We start from the raw sequence: 15693 nt of genomic DNA on the forward strand, positions 1-15693 counted from the left end.
TGGTACGTCGATCCAGCGATAGTAATGATTGTCGTCGATCCTGTACTCGTCAACAGATAGACGTGAATATGTTCGGCGCCGGGTCGTGCCGACAGTGGACTATGCGGAATTGTCGCTGCCGTCCCGCTGATCCGTCGGCCTGTGCCGGCGCCTCCTGCCGCGGAACCCCGGCGTCGCCACGCCGCGTTCGACCCGGCCGCGTTCGACCCGCCGCCCGGGGCGCCCATCGCGTCGGCTCGGCGTTCCGGTCGTGCCGGACCTGTTCGTGCTGGGCTCGTTCGTGCCGGACCCCTTCGCGCCGGACCTGCTCGCGTCGGGCTTGCCACGCCGAGCTCTGCCGTCACCGACGGTAGCGGCGGAGCTTCCCCGGCATGACTCACCTCGCGCCCTTTGCTCTGCAGCCATCGACGCATCGGTGACTCACGGCCACTGCCGCGTATGCGGCTGCAGAGCAAAGGGCGCGGAGGGGCATGAGTGCCGCCGCCGGCCTCTCCGGCGTCTCCGCTGGTCAGGGGCGTGCCGTGGAAAAACCGGTCCGGTCGCGAAGGAGAAGGCCGTCACCCTGCGTGATCTGCCGCCCGGTGAGAGTCGACATGACGGAAAGTCACGCTCCCGGACCGGCCAGGGGCACCGAAGCCGGTCGGAGGGCGCGTGGATCAGGCGGCTCGCCAGTCGCGGACCAACGCGGACACAGTGGCGTACCGCTCCGCCGGATCGGACCGGGCGGCCCGGTCGGCGACCGCGCGCTCGGCGGCCGTGCCCCGCCAGCCGGACGGAGCGTCGAGCAGGTGGTGCAGCGTACGACCGAGCGCATGGACCGTGGTGCGCTCGTCGATCGTCGCGCCCCGGGTCAGCTCCTCCGGCGACAGGTAGCGACGGGAGCCGGGCAGCCGGTCGGAGTCGAGCACGAACGGTCCCGGCCGGTACTCGTCCAGGTCGATCAGCCGCATCCGGCGGGCGTCGAAGTCGTAGAGGAAGCATCCGTCGTACAGGTCGACGGCGACGTACCCGGCCGCGCTCACGGCCAGGTGGGCGTCGAGGATGATGTCCAGCGCCGCGCGTACCTCGGCGACCGGCAGCCGCTGGAAGCGGGCCAGCCCGCTCCGGTCGCTGCCGCCGCCGGCTGTGGCGTGGTTGAGCACGACGCCGTCGCACCACGGGTACACCAGCGTCGGGCCGTCGGTGCCGTCGCGGACCAGCTCGGGCCGGACCACTGCCGGGTGCCGGACCGCGGCGTGCAGGCCCAGCGCGCGGGTCAGCGACTCTCGCGCCGCGGGTGTCCCGGCCCGCTTGACGAACCAGCGCCGGCCTGCCGACTCCACGCCGTAGGAGACGCATCCGGAGTCCTGGTCGCCGAAGACCACGAACGCGGCGGCCGGGTCGAAATCCCACACGCGTCGAGGCTACGACGACCGTCGCGCCGACGGTGGCCCGCCGGACCGCGCCGGGTCACCGCGGCTAGTCCACCACCTCGATCACGTCGGCGGGCGCGCGGCGCGGCGCCGGCGGCAGCTCCGCGTCCGGGCCCCAGCCGACGCGCACCACCAGGTACGGGTCGCCGATGCCGGCGAGCAGGTCGCGCATCATCCGGCGCGGCCAGGCCAGCTCCACGGCGTCGCTGAGCGGCGCGCTGGCCAGCCCTTCGGCGGTGGCGGTGAGCAGCAGCGCCGACAGCGCCTCGCCGCCGCGCAGCCAGGCTGCCGGCTCGTCGGACTCGCCGAACAGGATCAGGTACGCCGCGCCCCGGTCGAAGTCCGCGCCCGCGCTGAGCCCGGCCGCCCCGCCGGGGGCGTAGTCGCGCAGCGGCACCCGGCGCGGGGACGGTCGCACGGCGGTGGCGGCGGGCACCCCGTCGCCGCTGCCCTCCGGGCGGTGGGTCCAGCGGTGCAGCTCCTCCCGGTACGCGGGGTCGGCCAGCTCCGCGTCGGCGGCGCGACCGGTGGAGACGGCGAGCATCGGCATCTGGTCCGGCCGGACCACGTGCAGGTGCGCGCCCTCGGCCTCCACGGCGTCCCCGAGCCGGGCCAGCACCGCCTCCGGCACCGGCCGGTCCCCGTACGCCCGGCGGTCGGTGCGGCGGCGCGGAATGGCGTCGACCAGGCGGCCCGCCGGGACGTCCAGGTCGGCCGGGCCGGTGGTACGCACCCGGGCCAGCAGCGACGGGTCGCCCGGGTCGGGCAGCCGCTCCACGGTGACCGCCCAGCCGACCGCCGTCAGCGACACGCGCGCGTGGTGCAGGGCGGCGCCGCAGCTCAGCATGAGCAGCCGGCCGTCCGGGTCGGTGTGGGCGAGCTGCCGGTCCGCGTCGGCGCGCAACTCCAGCGCGTCGCCGGTGACCCGCCAGCGCCAGGGCTGGGTGTTGAACACCGACGGGGCGTGCAGGGACTGCCGGGCGGCCGCCTCCAGCACCCGTACCCTCGGGTCCTGCTCGATGCGGGTCGATGAGCTGTTCATGGCGGCCCTCCTGGTTGCTCGTCCCCTTCCGACCCTGCCCGCCGCCGTCGCGGGCGGACAGGGCCGGAGGTCCCGGCCGCACCGGGCCGTGCGCCCCGGCGCGGCGTCACGCCTCCTCCGGCTCCGGAGGTACGGCCAGAGCGATGGTCAGGTCGAGCACAGTGGCCGGGTCGTGCAGCCGGTCGCCGAACAGCTCCCGCAGCTTGCCCATCCGGTAGCGGACGGTCTGCGGGTGCACGTACAGGTCGGCCGCCACGTCGTCGCGGCGTCCCTGGTGCAGCAGCCACGACCGCAGCGTCTCGGCCAGCCGGTGCGCGGTGGCCGGGGGCAGCGCGGCCAGTGGCGCGAGCGCCTGCGCGCGCAGGTCGGCCAGGGCTTCCGGATCCATGCTGAGCAGCAGCGTCGCCAGGTGGCGCTCGGTGTCGACCGGCCCGGCGTCCGCCTCGCCGAGGCCGAGCGCGAGCGCTCGGGTGGCCCGCTGGTACGACGCGGCGACCCGGTGCCAGGGCCGGGCCGGGCCGAGCACCGCCCGGTGCCCGTGCAGCAGCCGGGTGAGCTGGCGGCGCCGGCCGCCGTGCATGTCCGGCACCAGCAGTACGGCCAGCTCCTCGACCGGGTTCATGCCGGGCAGGTCCTCGCCGCTCTCCAGCGTGTACGGGCTGAGCAGCGCCAGCACCGCACGCAGGTGCCGGCGCGGCAGCAGCACCACTGTGAGGGTCTGCGGCGGCGGCCAGTCGGCGCGCTCCGCGCTGCGCCGCAACGACTCCTCCGGCTCACCGGCCAGCAGTTGCTGGGTGAGCCGTTCCAGGCTGCGGCGGCGCATCCGGCCGGCACTGGCCAGTTCGTCGGCGTGCCCGGCCACGCTCGCCGCGGACAGCTCGTCGATGTAGGCGAACATCAGCTCGGCGAACTCGGCCACCGTCTCGGCGGCCAGCCCGCTGCGTACCGTCGTGGTCGACACCTCGCGCCAGGCCACCCGGGCGCCCACCCGGTACGCGGCCAGCAGCGCGTCCATGCTGCGCCCCGAGCGGGCCTCGCCGCTGCCCAGCGCGTACGCCGCCTCCAGCGCCGGGGCCAGGGGAGTGCTCGGGTCGAACGCCTGGGTACCCTCGATGAGCTGGAGGAACGTGCCGAGGGCGATGCGTACCGCGTTTTCGATCTTCGCCCGCATGGCACCGGTGAGCGCGCCGGAGTAGTCCGGCACCTCAGCGGTGATCGCGGAGACCGTCCGCTCGGCGACCATCGGCAGCCGGGCGCGCAGCGTCTCCGCCACCCCGGCGTCGAGGTTGAGGTGCGCGGCGCGCTGCCCCGTGCCGGCCTCCGACGTCATGTTTGTTCCCTCCGAACAAAAACCTGCGACCGTTTCACCTTTGCCGGTCAAGATGTTATGCGATCGGGCGGTCACGCTGGTCATATGACCACAACTGCCTCCCGCCGCCCTCAGAAGGTCACCTTCCGGGACAGGCTGCTGCGGCTGGCCGGAACGGTCACCACGCCGGTGCTGCCGGACGACTATCTCGACCTGATCGCGCCGCTGCGCGCGGGCGCCCCGCTGCGCGGCAAGATCGTCGCGGTACGCCCGGAGACCCGGGACGCGGCCACGCTGGTGATCCAACCCGGCCGCGCCTGGCAGGGCCACACGCCCGGGCAGTACATCCGCCTCGGCGTGGACGTCGACGGGGTGCGTCAGTGGCGCGCGTACTCGCTCACCTCGCCGCCGGACGCCGCGGACGGCCGGATCTCCGTCACCGTGAAGGCCATCCCGGACGGCAAGGTCAGCAACCATCTCGTACGCCGGCTGCGGCCCGGCACGATCGTGCACCTCGACCAGGCCCAGGGTGAGTTCGTGCTGCCCGCCGCGACGCCCGAGCGCGTCCTGTTCCTCACCGCGGGCAGCGGCATCACCCCGGTCATGGGGATGCTGCGCTCCGGGCTGGCGGACCGGGCCGACGTGGTGCTCGTGCACTCGGCGCCGACCCGCGACGACGTCATCTTCGGTACGGAGCTGCGCGCCCTGGCCGACCGCGGCGCGCTACGGCTGATCGAGCGGCACACCGACACGGACGGCCTGCTCGACGTCGCCGAACTGGCCGGCCTGGTGCCCGACCACCTCGACCGGGAGGCGTGGGCGTGCGGGCCGATCGGCATGCTCGACGCGGTCGAGGGGTACTGGTCCTCGAACGATCTCGTCGAGCGGTTGCACACCGAGCGGTTCCGCCCGACGGTGATCACGCCGGGCGAGGGAGGCACCGTGACCTTCACCGGGGCGGGCGTGACAGTCGAGTCCGACGGCGCCACCACACTGCTCGACGCGGGGGAGAACGCCGGAGTGCTGATGCCTTCCGGGTGCCGGATGGGCATCTGCTTCGGCTGCGTCGTACCGCTGCGCCAGGGAGCTGTCCGCGACCTGCGCAACGGCGACGTCACCACTGCCGTACCGGGGGACGGCGTGCTGGTCCAGACGTGCGTGTCGGCCGCCGCCGGTACCTGCGACATCGATATCTGACAGGAGCCACCCACGTGACCGTGATCCAGAAGAAGGCCGTCAACCCGATCGCCCACCTGAGCGCCGAGGACATCGAGATCATCGGCAAGGAACTGGACGCGATCCGGGACCGGGTCCTCGCCGACCGGGGGGAGCGGGACGCCCGCTACATCCGCAAGGTGGTCAAGACCCAGCGGACACTGGAGATGAGCAGCCGTGCGGTGCTGCTGTTCTCGCTGTTCCCGCCGGCCTGGATCGTCGGCACGGCCGGGCTCACGGTCGCCAAGATCCTGGAGAACATGGAGATCGGGCACAACGTCCTGCACGGCCAGTGGGACTGGATGCGTGACCCGAAGATCCACTCCACCACCTGGGAGTGGGACCACGTCTCCCCGGCCGACCAGTGGAAGCAGTCGCACAACGAGCTGCACCACAGGTACACCAACGTGGTCGGCAAGGACAACGACCTCGGGTACGGCATCATGCGCGTGGACGAGGACCAGCCCTGGCACCCGATGCACCTCGGGCAGCCGCTGTGGAACCTGCTCAACGCCGCGTTCTTCGAGTACGGCATCGCCGCGTACGACATGGAGCTGGGCGACCACCTCAAGCAGCGCAAGCTCAAGGACCCCAAGTTCCGGGCCAAGGCCAGGGCCGTCGGACGCAAGATCCGCCGCCAGGTGCTCAAGGACTACGTGGTGCACCCGCTGCTGTCCGGGCCGTCGTTCCTGTCCACACTCGCCGCCACGTTCACCGCGAACCTGCTGCGCAACGTGTGGAGCCACTCCGTGATCATGTGCGGGCACTTCCCCAACGGCGTGGAGACGTTCGAGAAGACCTCCATCGACGGCGAGACCCGCGGCGAGTGGTACCTGCGGCAGATGCTCGGCTCGGCCAACATCAGCGGCAGCCGGCTGCTACACATCATGACCGGCAACCTGTCGTACCAGATCGAGCACCACCTCTTCCCCGACCTGCCCAGCAACCGCTACCAGGAGATCGCCCCGCAGGTGCGGGCGCTGTTCGACAGGTACGGCCTGCACTACACCACCGGCCCGCTGCCCAAGCAGGTCGCCTCCGCGTGGTGGAAGGTCATCCGCCTGTCGCTGCCCAACCGCAAGGACAGCCGGCAGCCGGTCGCCCCGGCCGCTCTGGCCTCCTCCGGTACGGCCTGACCCGCCCGCTCGGTGCACGGCCGGTGAACTTCCACCGGCCGGCACCTGACCGTCGGCTGCACAGTCGGCGTCACCGCAGCTCAGAGCCGGTTTCGCGGCCGTTGTGACGGTCCCGCGCCCCCGTACACTCGCGCCCGTCCGGGCGTACGGGTGAAGGGGTGGATCGCCGATGCGGCGCGACGACACGACGCGGCTCGGCCGGCGCGTGGTCATGCTCGTCGACAACGCGGTCGAGGGTGACTCGCGGGTGCAGAAGGCGGCCCGCTCGGCCGCCGACGCCGGCTGGGACGTCACGCTGATCGGCTGCGCCCACGTCGACGCCGAACGCCGCTGGCGGCTCGGTGACGCCGAGGTCCGCGTCCTGCCGCTCGCCGCCGCGCGCGCCACTCCACCGGCCGCCGTCTCCGGCCCGCGCGGCGTGTCCGGGCTGCGGACGCGGCTGGTGGCCCGGGGCGGGTTGCCGTTGCGCGCGGCCCGGCTGGCACGCCGGCCGGTGGAGCACGCCCAGGTCCGCTACTGGCGAGCCCGGCTGCGCGACGGGGCCTGGCGGCGGCTGGAGCCGGGGCTCTGGGACTACGAACGGGTCGCCGGACCGGTCGTCGACGGGCTGCGGCCCGACCTGATCCACGCGCACGACTTCCGGATGCTCGGCGTGGCCGCCCGCGCCGTGGACCGCGCCCGCGCCGCCGGACGGGACACCAAGCTGGTCTGGGACGCGCACGAGTGGCTGCCCGGCGCCCGGCCCCGCCGCGACAACGCCCGCTGGCTGCCCGCGCATCTCGGGTACGTCCGCGAGTACGTCGGCGCCGCCGACGCGGTGGTCACCGTCTCCGACACGCTCGCGGACCTGCTGGTACGCGACCACGCCCTGCCCGAGCGCCCCACAGTGATCCTGAACGCCCCGGTCACTGCCGCCTCCGAGCCGCCCGCCCCCGAGCCGGCCGCCTTCGAGCCCGCCGACCTGGCCGCTCCCGACCTGCGGAAGCGGTGCGGTCTGCCCCCGGACACGCCGCTGCTCGTCTACAGCGGGGCGATGGCCGCCCAGCGCGGCGTGGACACGGTGGTCGAGGCGTTGCCGCTGCTGCCCGGCGTACACCTGGCCCTTGTCGTCGCCGACCCGGACGCGGCCTACGTCCGCCAGGTCGTCGCTTGCGCGACCCGGCACGGGGTGGGCGACCGGGTGCACGTGCTGCCGTACGTGCCGCACCGGCAGCTCGTCGCGTTCCTCGCCGCCGCCGACATCGGGCTGATCCCGCTGCACCACTGGCCCAACCACGAGATCGCGCTGATCACCAAGTTCTTCGAGTACGCGCACGCGCGGCTGCCGATCGTGGTCAGCGACGTGCGGACCATGGCCGAGACGGTCCGCGCCACCGGGCAGGGCGAGGTGTTCCGCGCCCGCGACGCCGCCGACCTGGCCCGCGCGGTACGGGCGGTCCTCGCGGATCCGGCCCGGTACCGCGCCGCGTACGAGGGCGAGGGTTCCCCGCTCCAGGAGTGGACGTGGGAGGCGCAGGCCGAACGCCTGGACGCGCTCTACCGCTGCCTGCTCACCCCCGCCCGCTGACGCCCGCCGCTTGCCCGAGTGGAACGCCATGGGTGTCTCCGGCCCGTTTTGACACCCATGGCGTTCCACCCACGTCTCCAGGGCCATGGTCAACTCCAGATCGTCGAAGTGGCGGCATCCGAGGGCCGGTGACCCCGCCTTCTCGGGGGAGTTGCGTTGATCTTGCGCCGGCGCGGGGCACGGGGCGCACGGGGCACGCGGGCGCGCGGAAAAGGGTTGGGCGGGACGGTGCGGGGCGGGCTACCGTCGGAGTATGCAGAGCAGGCGTACCTTTACCGCCGCGGCCGCGCGAGCTTCCCGCTCGCCGGTTGCCGCCGCCTGACCTGCCCCACACCCACGCCGGCGACCGGAAACGGTCCGCCGGCGTCGTCGTGTCGACGCCGTGAAACGCGCGCGGCGGGCCGTCCGGTCACCCGTACCCGGAAGGCACCCACCATGACACCCGACGAGATCACCCGGACGTTCCTCGACCACTACCAGCGGCACGACCATCGGCGTGCGCCGGAGAGTTCGCTCGTTCCGCCGCCCGGCGACCCGGTGCTGTTCACCACGTCCGGCATGCACCCGCTCACGCCGTACCTGCTGGGGCGCCCGCACCCGGGCGGGCGGCGACTGGCGAACGTGCAGCGGTGCCTGCGCACCACGGACCTGGACGAGGTGGGCGACAGCACCCACCTGACCGTGTTCCAGATGCTCGGCTCGTGGTCGCTCGGCGACTACGACATCGCGACGAGCCTGCGCTGGGGCTTCGAGCTGCTCACCGACGGGTTCGGCATCCCGGCGGGGAAACTGCACGCGACGGTGTTCGGCGGCGACGACCGGCTCGGCCCGGACGACACCGCGCGGGACACCTGGACCGGGCTCGGCGTCCCGGTGGAGGCGCTCGGCGAGGACAACTGGTGGTCCAACGGCCCGACCGGCCCCTGCGGACCGGACTCGGAGATCTTCGTGTGGACCGGCGACGGCCCGCCCACCGGCACACCGAGCACCGACGCGCGCTGGGTGGAGGTGTGGAACCACGTGCAGATGCGCTACCACAGGCACCCCGACGGCCGGCTCACGCCGCTGCCGCACTCCAGCATCGACACCGGCATGGGCCTGGAACGGCTGGAGATGGTGCTGCGCGGCGACCGGTCCGTGTTCACCGGCGACGGGCTGCGGCCGTGGGTGGACGTCGTCCGCGACCGGTGGGACCTGCGCGGTGAGGAGCTGCGCGTGGTCTCCGACCACCTGCGGTCCGCGGTGGTCGTGCTCGGTGACGGGGTACGCCCCGGCAACACCGGCCGCGGGTACGTGCTGCGGCGGCTCCTGCGCCGCGCGCTGACAGTGCCGTGGCGCGACGACCCGGCGCGCACCCTGGACGAGATGCCACCCCAGGTGTACGCGGACACGCTGCGCCGCTTCCGCCAGGTGCCCGATCCGAGCACGCGGCCGGTCGACGTCGGCTCGCTGCACGCGACGCTGGTGGACGAGGAACGCCGCTTCCGTGGACTGCTGCGACGCGGACGGCCGCTCGTGGACCGGGTACGGGCGCGCGGGCCGCTGACCGAACGCGACTACCACTGGCTGCACGACACCCACGGGCTGCCCCGCGACCTGGTCGACGGCCTGCTCGCCGAGGCGAGCTGAGCGACGGCCGGGCGGGCGGCGGCCAGGTCAGCGGCGGCGGCGCAGCGGTGGCCGCCCGGCCGGGCCGGTGCCAGACTCGGAGGCGGACGCCACGCGAGGGAAGCGGACGCCGCCGCGAGGAGAGGGCTGCCGATGACCGAGGTACGGCCGGACGAGGAGACGGTGCCGCTGCTCGGCGCCGAGGTGCGCATCACCGACGCGGCCGGGCTGCTCGCCGCCGCCGTCGACGGGCCGGTGGACCTGCTGTCCGGCGGCGACTTCCCCGCCCCGGTGCGGGAGGTCCGCTGTACCGTGCGCGCCGACACCGCCGCCGAGCCGCCGGTGCACCGCTTCGAGGCGTACCTGCGGGTGGAGGCCGCACCGGCGGGCCTGATCGCCCTCGGGCTGGCCGGGCCGGTCGGCCTGCTGCTCGCCGAGCGGCTGGCCGCGCGCGGCGGCGACGGCCCGGCCGCCGCGGTGGGCCGGATCGCGGCGGAGGCCGGGCGGCGGATCTGGCCTCGCCCGGTCGCCACGCTCGTCGCGCCGCCGCGCGACCCGGCCGGCCGGGAGGTGCTGCGCGCCGCCGAGGAGGCAGGGCTGCGCCCCCGCGTCGACCAGGACAACGGCACGGTACGCATCCGCGCCGAAGTGCCCAGCGCCGACGTGGATCCGGCGCACCTGCGGGCGATGCTGGGCCTGCTGCTCCAGGCCGTACGCGAGTTGTCCGGCGACAGCGAGGAGCCGGCGGTGCTGCGCGGACGGACGTACCTCGTGGGGCGGCGACCGGTCACGGTGGCCGGGCCGCGCAGCGCGGCGGTGACCCTCGACCAGGTCGGCGGCCTGCCCGACGTGGTCGCGCGGTTCCGCGAGGTGGCGGTGTCGTTCCGGCACCCGCAGGCGATGGCCCGCTGGGGCGCGCGCAGGCCGCAGGGCATCCTGATGTACGGCCCGCCGGGCACCGGCAAGACGATGCTGGCCCGCGCGCTGGCGAACGAGGTCGGTGCGGACTTCGTGGAGATCCGTACCCCGGAGATCCTGGACAAGTACCTCGGCGGCTCGGAACGCAACATCAAGCGCATCTTCCGGGAGGCACGCCGCTACCGGCGGCCCACCGTGATGCTGTTCGACGAGTTCGACTCGATCATCAGCTACGCCGGTGCCGGCGGTGACGCGGCCAGCCAGGCCGTCAACGCGGTCGCGGGCATCTTCAAGCAGGAGATGAACACGCTGTTCGAGGAGAACCCCGACGTCATCGTGGTCGCCACCACCAACTTCCCGCAGCGCGTGGACGCGTCGCTGATCCGCTCCGGCCGCTTCGACCTGAAGATCGCCATTCCCGCGCCGGACGAGGCCGGGCGCGCGGAGATCCTCACCAAGATGGTCCGCGAGCTGATCGACCGGCACGAGCGGCCGGGATTCCGGATGTTCGCCGACGACCTCGACCCGGCCGCGCTCGCCGCCGACACAGCGGGGCTGACCGGCGCGGACCTCCGCGAGGCGCTGCGCCGGGTGCAACTCGCCAAGGCGCTCCGGGAGGCGGCGGAGGGTGCGCCACCGGCTCCGATCGGTCAGGATGACCTGCGGGAGGCCGTCGCCGGGTTGCGCCGCGGCTGACCGGAAGGAGTCCACGTTGTCCTCGTCCGATCTGCTGCTGTCCCGCCGCGACCTCGCGTTCCTGCTGCACGACTGGCTGGACGTGACCCGGCTGACCGAGCGGCCCCGCTACGCCGAGCACACCCGCGAGACCGTCGACGAGGTGCTGGACCTCGCCGCCCGGGTCGCCGCCGAACGGTTCGCCCCGCACAACCGGGCCGCCGACACCGGCGAACCCACGTTCGACGGGCAGCGCGTGCGGACCATCCCGCAGGTCAAGGCCGCCCTGGAGGCGTTCGCCGAGACCGGGCTGCTCGCCGCCACCATGGACGAGTCAGTCGGCGGCCTGCAACTGCCGCACACCGTGGCCGCCGCCGCCTTCGCCTGGTTCCAGGCCGCCAACGTGGGCACGTCGGCGTACCCGATGCTCACCCTCGGCAACGCCAACCTGCTGCTGGCCCACGGCAGCGCCGAGCAGATCGACACCTGGGTACGCCCGATGGTCGAGGGGCGCTTCTTCGGCACCATGTGCCTGTCCGAGCCGCAGGCCGGCAGCTCCCTGGCCGACCTCACCACGCGGGCCGAGCCGCAGGACGACGGCACGTACCGGATCGTCGGCACCAAGATGTGGATCTCCGGCGGCGACCACGAGCTGGCCGAGAACATCGTCCACCTGGTGCTGGCCCGCATCCCTGGCGCACCGCCCGGCGTGAAGGGCCTGTCGCTGTTCATCGTGCCGAAGGTGCTGCTCGACGACGACGGCAACCTCGGGCCGCGCAACGACGTGGTGCTGGTCGGCCTCAACCACAAGCTCGGCTACCGGGGCACCACCAACACGCTGCTGAACTTCGGCGAGGGCGTGCACCGGCCGTACGGGCGGGCCGGGGCGGTCGGCTACCTGGTGGGGCAGCCGCACCAAGGGCTCGCGGTGATGTTCCACATGATGAACGAGGCGCGCATCGGCATCGGGGCCGGCGCCACGGCGCTCGGCTACACCGCGTACCTGAAGTCCGTCGCGTACGCCCGCCAGCGCCCGCAGGGACGGCCGGTCGCCGACAAGGACCCGACCACGCCGCAGGTGCCGATCGTGGCCCACAGCGACGTACGCCGGATGCTGCTGGCCCAGAAGAGCTACGTGGAGGGCGCGCTCGCGCTGGTGCTCTACTGCGGACGGCTGCTCGACGAGCAGAAGACCGCGCCCGCCGAGGCCGACCGCGAACGGGCGCAGCTGTTGCTGGACCTGCTCACCCCGATCACCAAGAGCTGGCCGGCGCAGTGGTGCCTGGCCGCCAACGACCTGGCCATCCAGGTGCACGGCGGGTACGGCTACACCCGCGACTACGACGTCGAGCAGCACTGGCGGGACAACCGGCTCAACGCCATCCACGAGGGCACCCACGGCATCCAGGCGCTGGACCTGCTCGGACGCAAGGTCACCATGCGCGACGGTGCCGCGCTGGAGCTGCTGCTGGAGACCATCCGCGGCACCGTGACCCGGGCGTGGAAGGCGGAGGGGTTCGCCTCCGAGCTGGCCGGTCAGCTCGGCGCGGCGGTGGACCGGATCGCCGTGGTGACGCGGCGGTTGTGGGCCCCTGGTGATCCGGAGCTGGCGCTGGCGAACGCGTCGGTGTACCTGGAGGCGGTCGGGCACGTGGTGATCGCGTGGATGTGGCTGGAGCAGGTGCTGGCGGTGGAGGCCCTGGGGTCGCCGGAGGGGGCGGAGGGGGAGTTCTTGGCGGGGAAGAGGCAGGCGGCGCGGTACTTCTACCGGTGGGAGTTGCCGAAGGTGGGGGCGCAGTTCGACCTGCTGGAGGGGCTCGACCGGACGACGCTGGACATGCGGGAAAGCTGGTTCTGAAGGACGACGCCGCGAACGAAGGCGGTGCGGATGATCGACCGGCAAGCTGTGCGCCCTGAATTCGACAACTTTTGTTCGTAAGGGCGGAGCACAGATTGGCGGCAAATCCGAGCGCTGCGTGTCGCGCTTATTCTTGCGATGTGACTTGCAGGACCGATGCCCCCGTGCCGGCCCTCGATGGAGCGTCGTTCACAGGCTTTGCCGACGGGCCACGACTCTCGGTGACCCGCGGATTCCGGCATGAGAGCAAGCGCCGATGCTCGAACGGCAGGCCGGTAGTAGGACTCGGCGTGTCGTGTCGTGTGCGTGCCTCTGTGGCCCAACGCTTGCGGATGCGAGAGGATGAAGCGGTGACATTCCGCTTCTCCGACGCAGAGTTCCAGCTCGTTTGGCCGCGCACGCTGTTCAAGGCTCAGGCAGCGAAGCTGCTAAATCAGCGTGCTAGGGACAATTGGAACGAAAGCGTCGAATTGCTCCTGGAGCATGCATTCGCCGATGGTCATAACGGAGGTCCGGCCGCCGATTTCCGCAATACCATCGACAGCGACCGCACATGGGGGAGCCCTCCCTCAAGGGCGTCGTCATTGACGGCGAGGCAACAGTTCCTGCGCAACCTCCTAAGTGACGCCGATCAGCTTCATGAGGATGGATCGAGGCGACGCCCCTACTGGCGCGAGCGTAAAACGGGCCAATGCCACACGGTTGTTTTAAGTGAAGCATCGGTTATACGAGAGTTCGTTCGTCTTATCAATGAGCTTGACAGTGCGGGCTATTTCGAGAAACAATTCGGCAAGGATTGCGTCGACGATCCTCGCGACGGCGAGCCGGACGCTCTTTTTGAGCGGGAATTGGGCGTCGAGCAAGTCTGGCCTCTTAGTCAGGCTGCCCTGATCGAGGATATTGATCTGTTCTTTGACATCGTAGAGCTGCTGCACGATCATGCCTCTCTCCCGACAACGCGATGGCTGCACAATTACGCGGGCTGCGGTTGGCACCATGCGACGTTCGAGGCAGGGCCGGGACGTATGGTCTATCGGTGGCGAGTCAACAAAATCTTGGCTCAGAGTGCCTTCGACCTCAGGCTGGCTGACGAGGGTGACGACGTCGGAAGGTTGGTCAGCGTCACTGATGATGCTCGAACTGAGCTAATGCATGCAGTTGCAAGTCGCGAGGATGGCGGCCCTGCCGATCAGGTCCGCCATGCATTAGCACTGTTTAGGCAGCGCGGGGCCGATCGAAATCAAAAACGATCAGCTATCGTTGCCCTGGCTCTTGTACTTGAGGAGCGCCGACACAATGTCCTAGCCGATGCACTCGCAAAAAGTGACCGGGGGGCGCTTTTTGATATTGCCAATAACTTTCACGTGCGTCATCAAGACGCAAAGCAGAGGCGCGAGTACGACGATTTTTACCTTGATTGGATCTTCTGGACGTACCTGGCCACGATTGAGCTCACCAATCGCATAATCGATTCGCAAAGTGCGTGATGGATGGTCTGCCCCTAATCTCCTACGCCGAGCCGAGATTTCTCGGAAGATATGATCGAAGGGCGGTCGAGCGTGACGCGGGAGGACGCGGTTGTCGCGCTGCTGAAGCTGGGTATAAGCAGGGAGATCATAGACGACTTCCCTGATCTTCCTAAAGACGTCGAAGGGCTTCTAGTCTATGGGAGCCAAGCGCGCGGGGATGCGGTACCCGGTTCCGATCTGGATGCTCTCGCACTGGTGGCCAGGGCTCGTCCCACCGCTTACTCCGGGTTAGTGAGCGTCAGCTTCTATACCCTCCAACAACTGGAGTCTGGCATCGGAACTCTCTTCGGGTCACATCTCAAGCGAGACGCAAAGATTGCTTGGGACAAGCACGGTAAGTTGTCTAAGGTTGTAAGCTCGATGGGTGAGGTCGACGCGGGTCGACTTTTTTTGCGGGTGCGCGAGATGTCGACGCTATTCACTAACCTGGACTATGATCTGCCTAAGTATCTCCCGGGCCTTCTAAGGCAGGCGCGCTATTTGCTGCGCAGTTGCCTCTACGCACAATCAATAGACGTCGGCGAGCCCTGCTTCTCCGTTCGTGAGTTAGCGTACCGTCACAACGACATGAATCTTGTACAGCTCTTGGCTTCGCGGCAGAAGGCTGACGCAGCAGCCGCCGACTTGACCGCTTGTCTGTCGTGGCTGCATAGGCTCATTGGCGAGTTCCCCCTAAGCGAGAATGGCTCTCTCGAGGCCACTGTGGTTAATGAATGGGGGCGCCCGAGCGACACACTTTCGATGGCATTCATGGCACTCGGAGCTACAGGGAACGGATCCGACTACGCTGAAGTGGAGAAGATTCTGCTGTGAATGTCGAGGTTGCCTTCGTCGGCGACGTTCATGGGAATGTGGACGCCCTCCGAGGACTTTGCGATCTGCTGAAGTCTCGGGGTGTCCCGCACATGGTTTTCCTTGGCGACTATATCAACAAGGGACCGCAGTCTGCTGCGGTAATGCGCGAGCTGCTTGCGCAATCAGGGGCCGGTCGGGCGACCCTTCTTGCAGGCAATCATGAGTCTGTGTTGCTTGAAGCCTTCAATGCGGAGGATTTAACTGCGTTCCTCAAAATGGGAGGAGCTATGACGATCCGTTCGTATGTGAAGGGGAGAGTAGGCGCGGACGTCTTCAGAGAATTCAAAGCAAGCTTTCCAAGCGAGCACTTGGAAGCGCTACAACGTATGCCTCAGACCTACGAGACAGACGAACTGATCGCCCAGCACCTGCCGCCTCCCCTGTCTGCGAAGAAGTTCCGAATCAGCGGGCATCTTCCGGTCGGGGAACTGCCACGGGTAGGGCGCAACTTCGCGCAACTCGATACCGGCTGTGGCGATGCATCTGGTCGACTTAGCGCTCTTCTATGGCCTAGCCGCGACGTCGTCCAAGTCGATGCCAGAGGCACCCTCTTGATCGGGTGAACACGG

Annotated in this window: 12 protein-coding genes; 9 read left to right on the top strand and 3 right to left on the bottom strand. The window is 70.5% G+C overall.

Features of this window, described 5'->3' with window-relative positions:
• Positions 1–656: 656 nt before the first annotated feature.
• From MICAU_RS13490 to MICAU_RS13500, 3 genes are all read right to left on the bottom strand, one after another.
• Complete coding sequence (locus MICAU_RS13490) at positions 657–1394, bottom strand: serine/threonine-protein kinase (protein ID WP_013285869.1); 738 nt, start codon at positions 1392–1394, stop codon at positions 657–659.
• Positions 1395–1458: 64 nt separating this feature from the next.
• The gene (locus MICAU_RS13495; RefSeq protein ID WP_013285870.1) at positions 1459–2454 is read right to left on the bottom strand and encodes an Acg family FMN-binding oxidoreductase; all 996 of its coding nucleotides are present in this window, start codon (positions 2452–2454) and stop codon (positions 1459–1461) included.
• A 106-nt stretch (positions 2455–2560) separates the two neighbouring features.
• Entirely contained in the window at positions 2561–3784 is a 1224-nt protein-coding gene (locus MICAU_RS13500) for a PucR family transcriptional regulator (RefSeq protein WP_013285871.1), read from the bottom strand.
• Positions 3785–3868: 84 nt separating this feature from the next.
• On the opposite strand from MICAU_RS13500, the gene MICAU_RS13505 reads away from it, so the two are divergent.
• The 9 genes from MICAU_RS13505 (at position 3869) to MICAU_RS31940 (ending at position 15687) form a co-directional block, all read left to right on the top strand.
• Complete coding sequence (locus MICAU_RS13505) at positions 3869–4960, top strand: ferredoxin reductase (RefSeq protein WP_013285872.1); 1092 nt, start codon at positions 3869–3871, stop codon at positions 4958–4960.
• Positions 4961–4974: 14 nt separating this feature from the next.
• Positions 4975–6114 carry a fatty acid desaturase family protein gene (locus MICAU_RS13510; protein ID WP_013285873.1) on the top strand — a complete coding sequence of 380 codons (1140 nt, stop codon included), beginning with the start codon at positions 4975–4977 and terminating at the stop codon, positions 6112–6114.
• Positions 6115–6283: 169 nt separating this feature from the next.
• Complete coding sequence (locus MICAU_RS13515) at positions 6284–7681, top strand: glycosyltransferase family 4 protein (protein WP_013285874.1); 1398 nt, start codon at positions 6284–6286, stop codon at positions 7679–7681.
• Between the two features lie 435 nt (positions 7682–8116).
• A complete protein-coding gene (locus tag MICAU_RS13520; RefSeq protein WP_013285875.1) occupies positions 8117–9310 on the top strand; it encodes an alanine--tRNA ligase-related protein in 1194 nt (397 codons plus the stop codon).
• Positions 9311–9442: 132 nt separating this feature from the next.
• Entirely contained in the window at positions 9443–10903 is a 1461-nt protein-coding gene (locus MICAU_RS13525) for an ATP-binding protein (RefSeq protein WP_013285876.1), read from the top strand.
• 16 nt (positions 10904–10919) lie between these two features.
• On the top strand, positions 10920–12740 hold the full coding sequence (locus MICAU_RS13530; protein ID WP_013285877.1) for an acyl-CoA dehydrogenase: 1821 nt from the start codon (positions 10920–10922) through the stop codon (positions 12738–12740).
• A 350-nt stretch (positions 12741–13090) separates the two neighbouring features.
• Entirely contained in the window at positions 13091–14227 is a 1137-nt protein-coding gene (locus MICAU_RS31935; protein ID WP_083791329.1) for a hypothetical protein, read from the top strand.
• 72 nt (positions 14228–14299) lie between these two features.
• Positions 14300–15082, top strand: coding sequence for a nucleotidyltransferase domain-containing protein (locus tag MICAU_RS13540; protein WP_218917882.1), 783 nt, complete (start codon positions 14300–14302; stop codon positions 15080–15082).
• Entirely contained in the window at positions 15079–15687 is a 609-nt protein-coding gene (locus MICAU_RS31940) for a metallophosphoesterase (protein WP_083791330.1), read from the top strand. Before MICAU_RS13540 ends, MICAU_RS31940 begins: the two co-directional genes overlap by 4 nt.
• Positions 15688–15693 lie beyond the last annotated feature (6 nt).

The organism is Micromonospora aurantiaca ATCC 27029 (assembly GCF_000145235.1).
GTDB classification, from domain to species: Bacteria; Actinomycetota; Actinomycetes; order Mycobacteriales; family Micromonosporaceae; genus Micromonospora; species Micromonospora aurantiaca.

Excerpts from the sequence above, each read along its gene's own strand:
- MICAU_RS13525 (WP_013285876.1), top strand. The coding sequence starts at position 9,443 with ATGACCGAGGTACGGCCGGACGAGGAGACGGTGCCGCTGCTCGGCGCC.
- MICAU_RS13520 (WP_013285875.1), top strand. The coding sequence starts at position 8,117 with ATGACACCCGACGAGATCACCCGGACGTTCCTCGACCACTACCAGCGG.
- MICAU_RS13515 (WP_013285874.1), top strand. The coding sequence starts at position 6,284 with ATGCGGCGCGACGACACGACGCGGCTCGGCCGGCGCGTGGTCATGCTC.
- MICAU_RS13500 (WP_013285871.1), bottom strand. The coding sequence starts at position 3,784 with ATGACGTCGGAGGCCGGCACGGGGCAGCGCGCCGCGCACCTCAACCTC.
- MICAU_RS13505 (WP_013285872.1), top strand. The coding sequence starts at position 3,869 with ATGACCACAACTGCCTCCCGCCGCCCTCAGAAGGTCACCTTCCGGGAC.
- MICAU_RS13495 (WP_013285870.1), bottom strand. The coding sequence starts at position 2,454 with ATGAACAGCTCATCGACCCGCATCGAGCAGGACCCGAGGGTACGGGTG.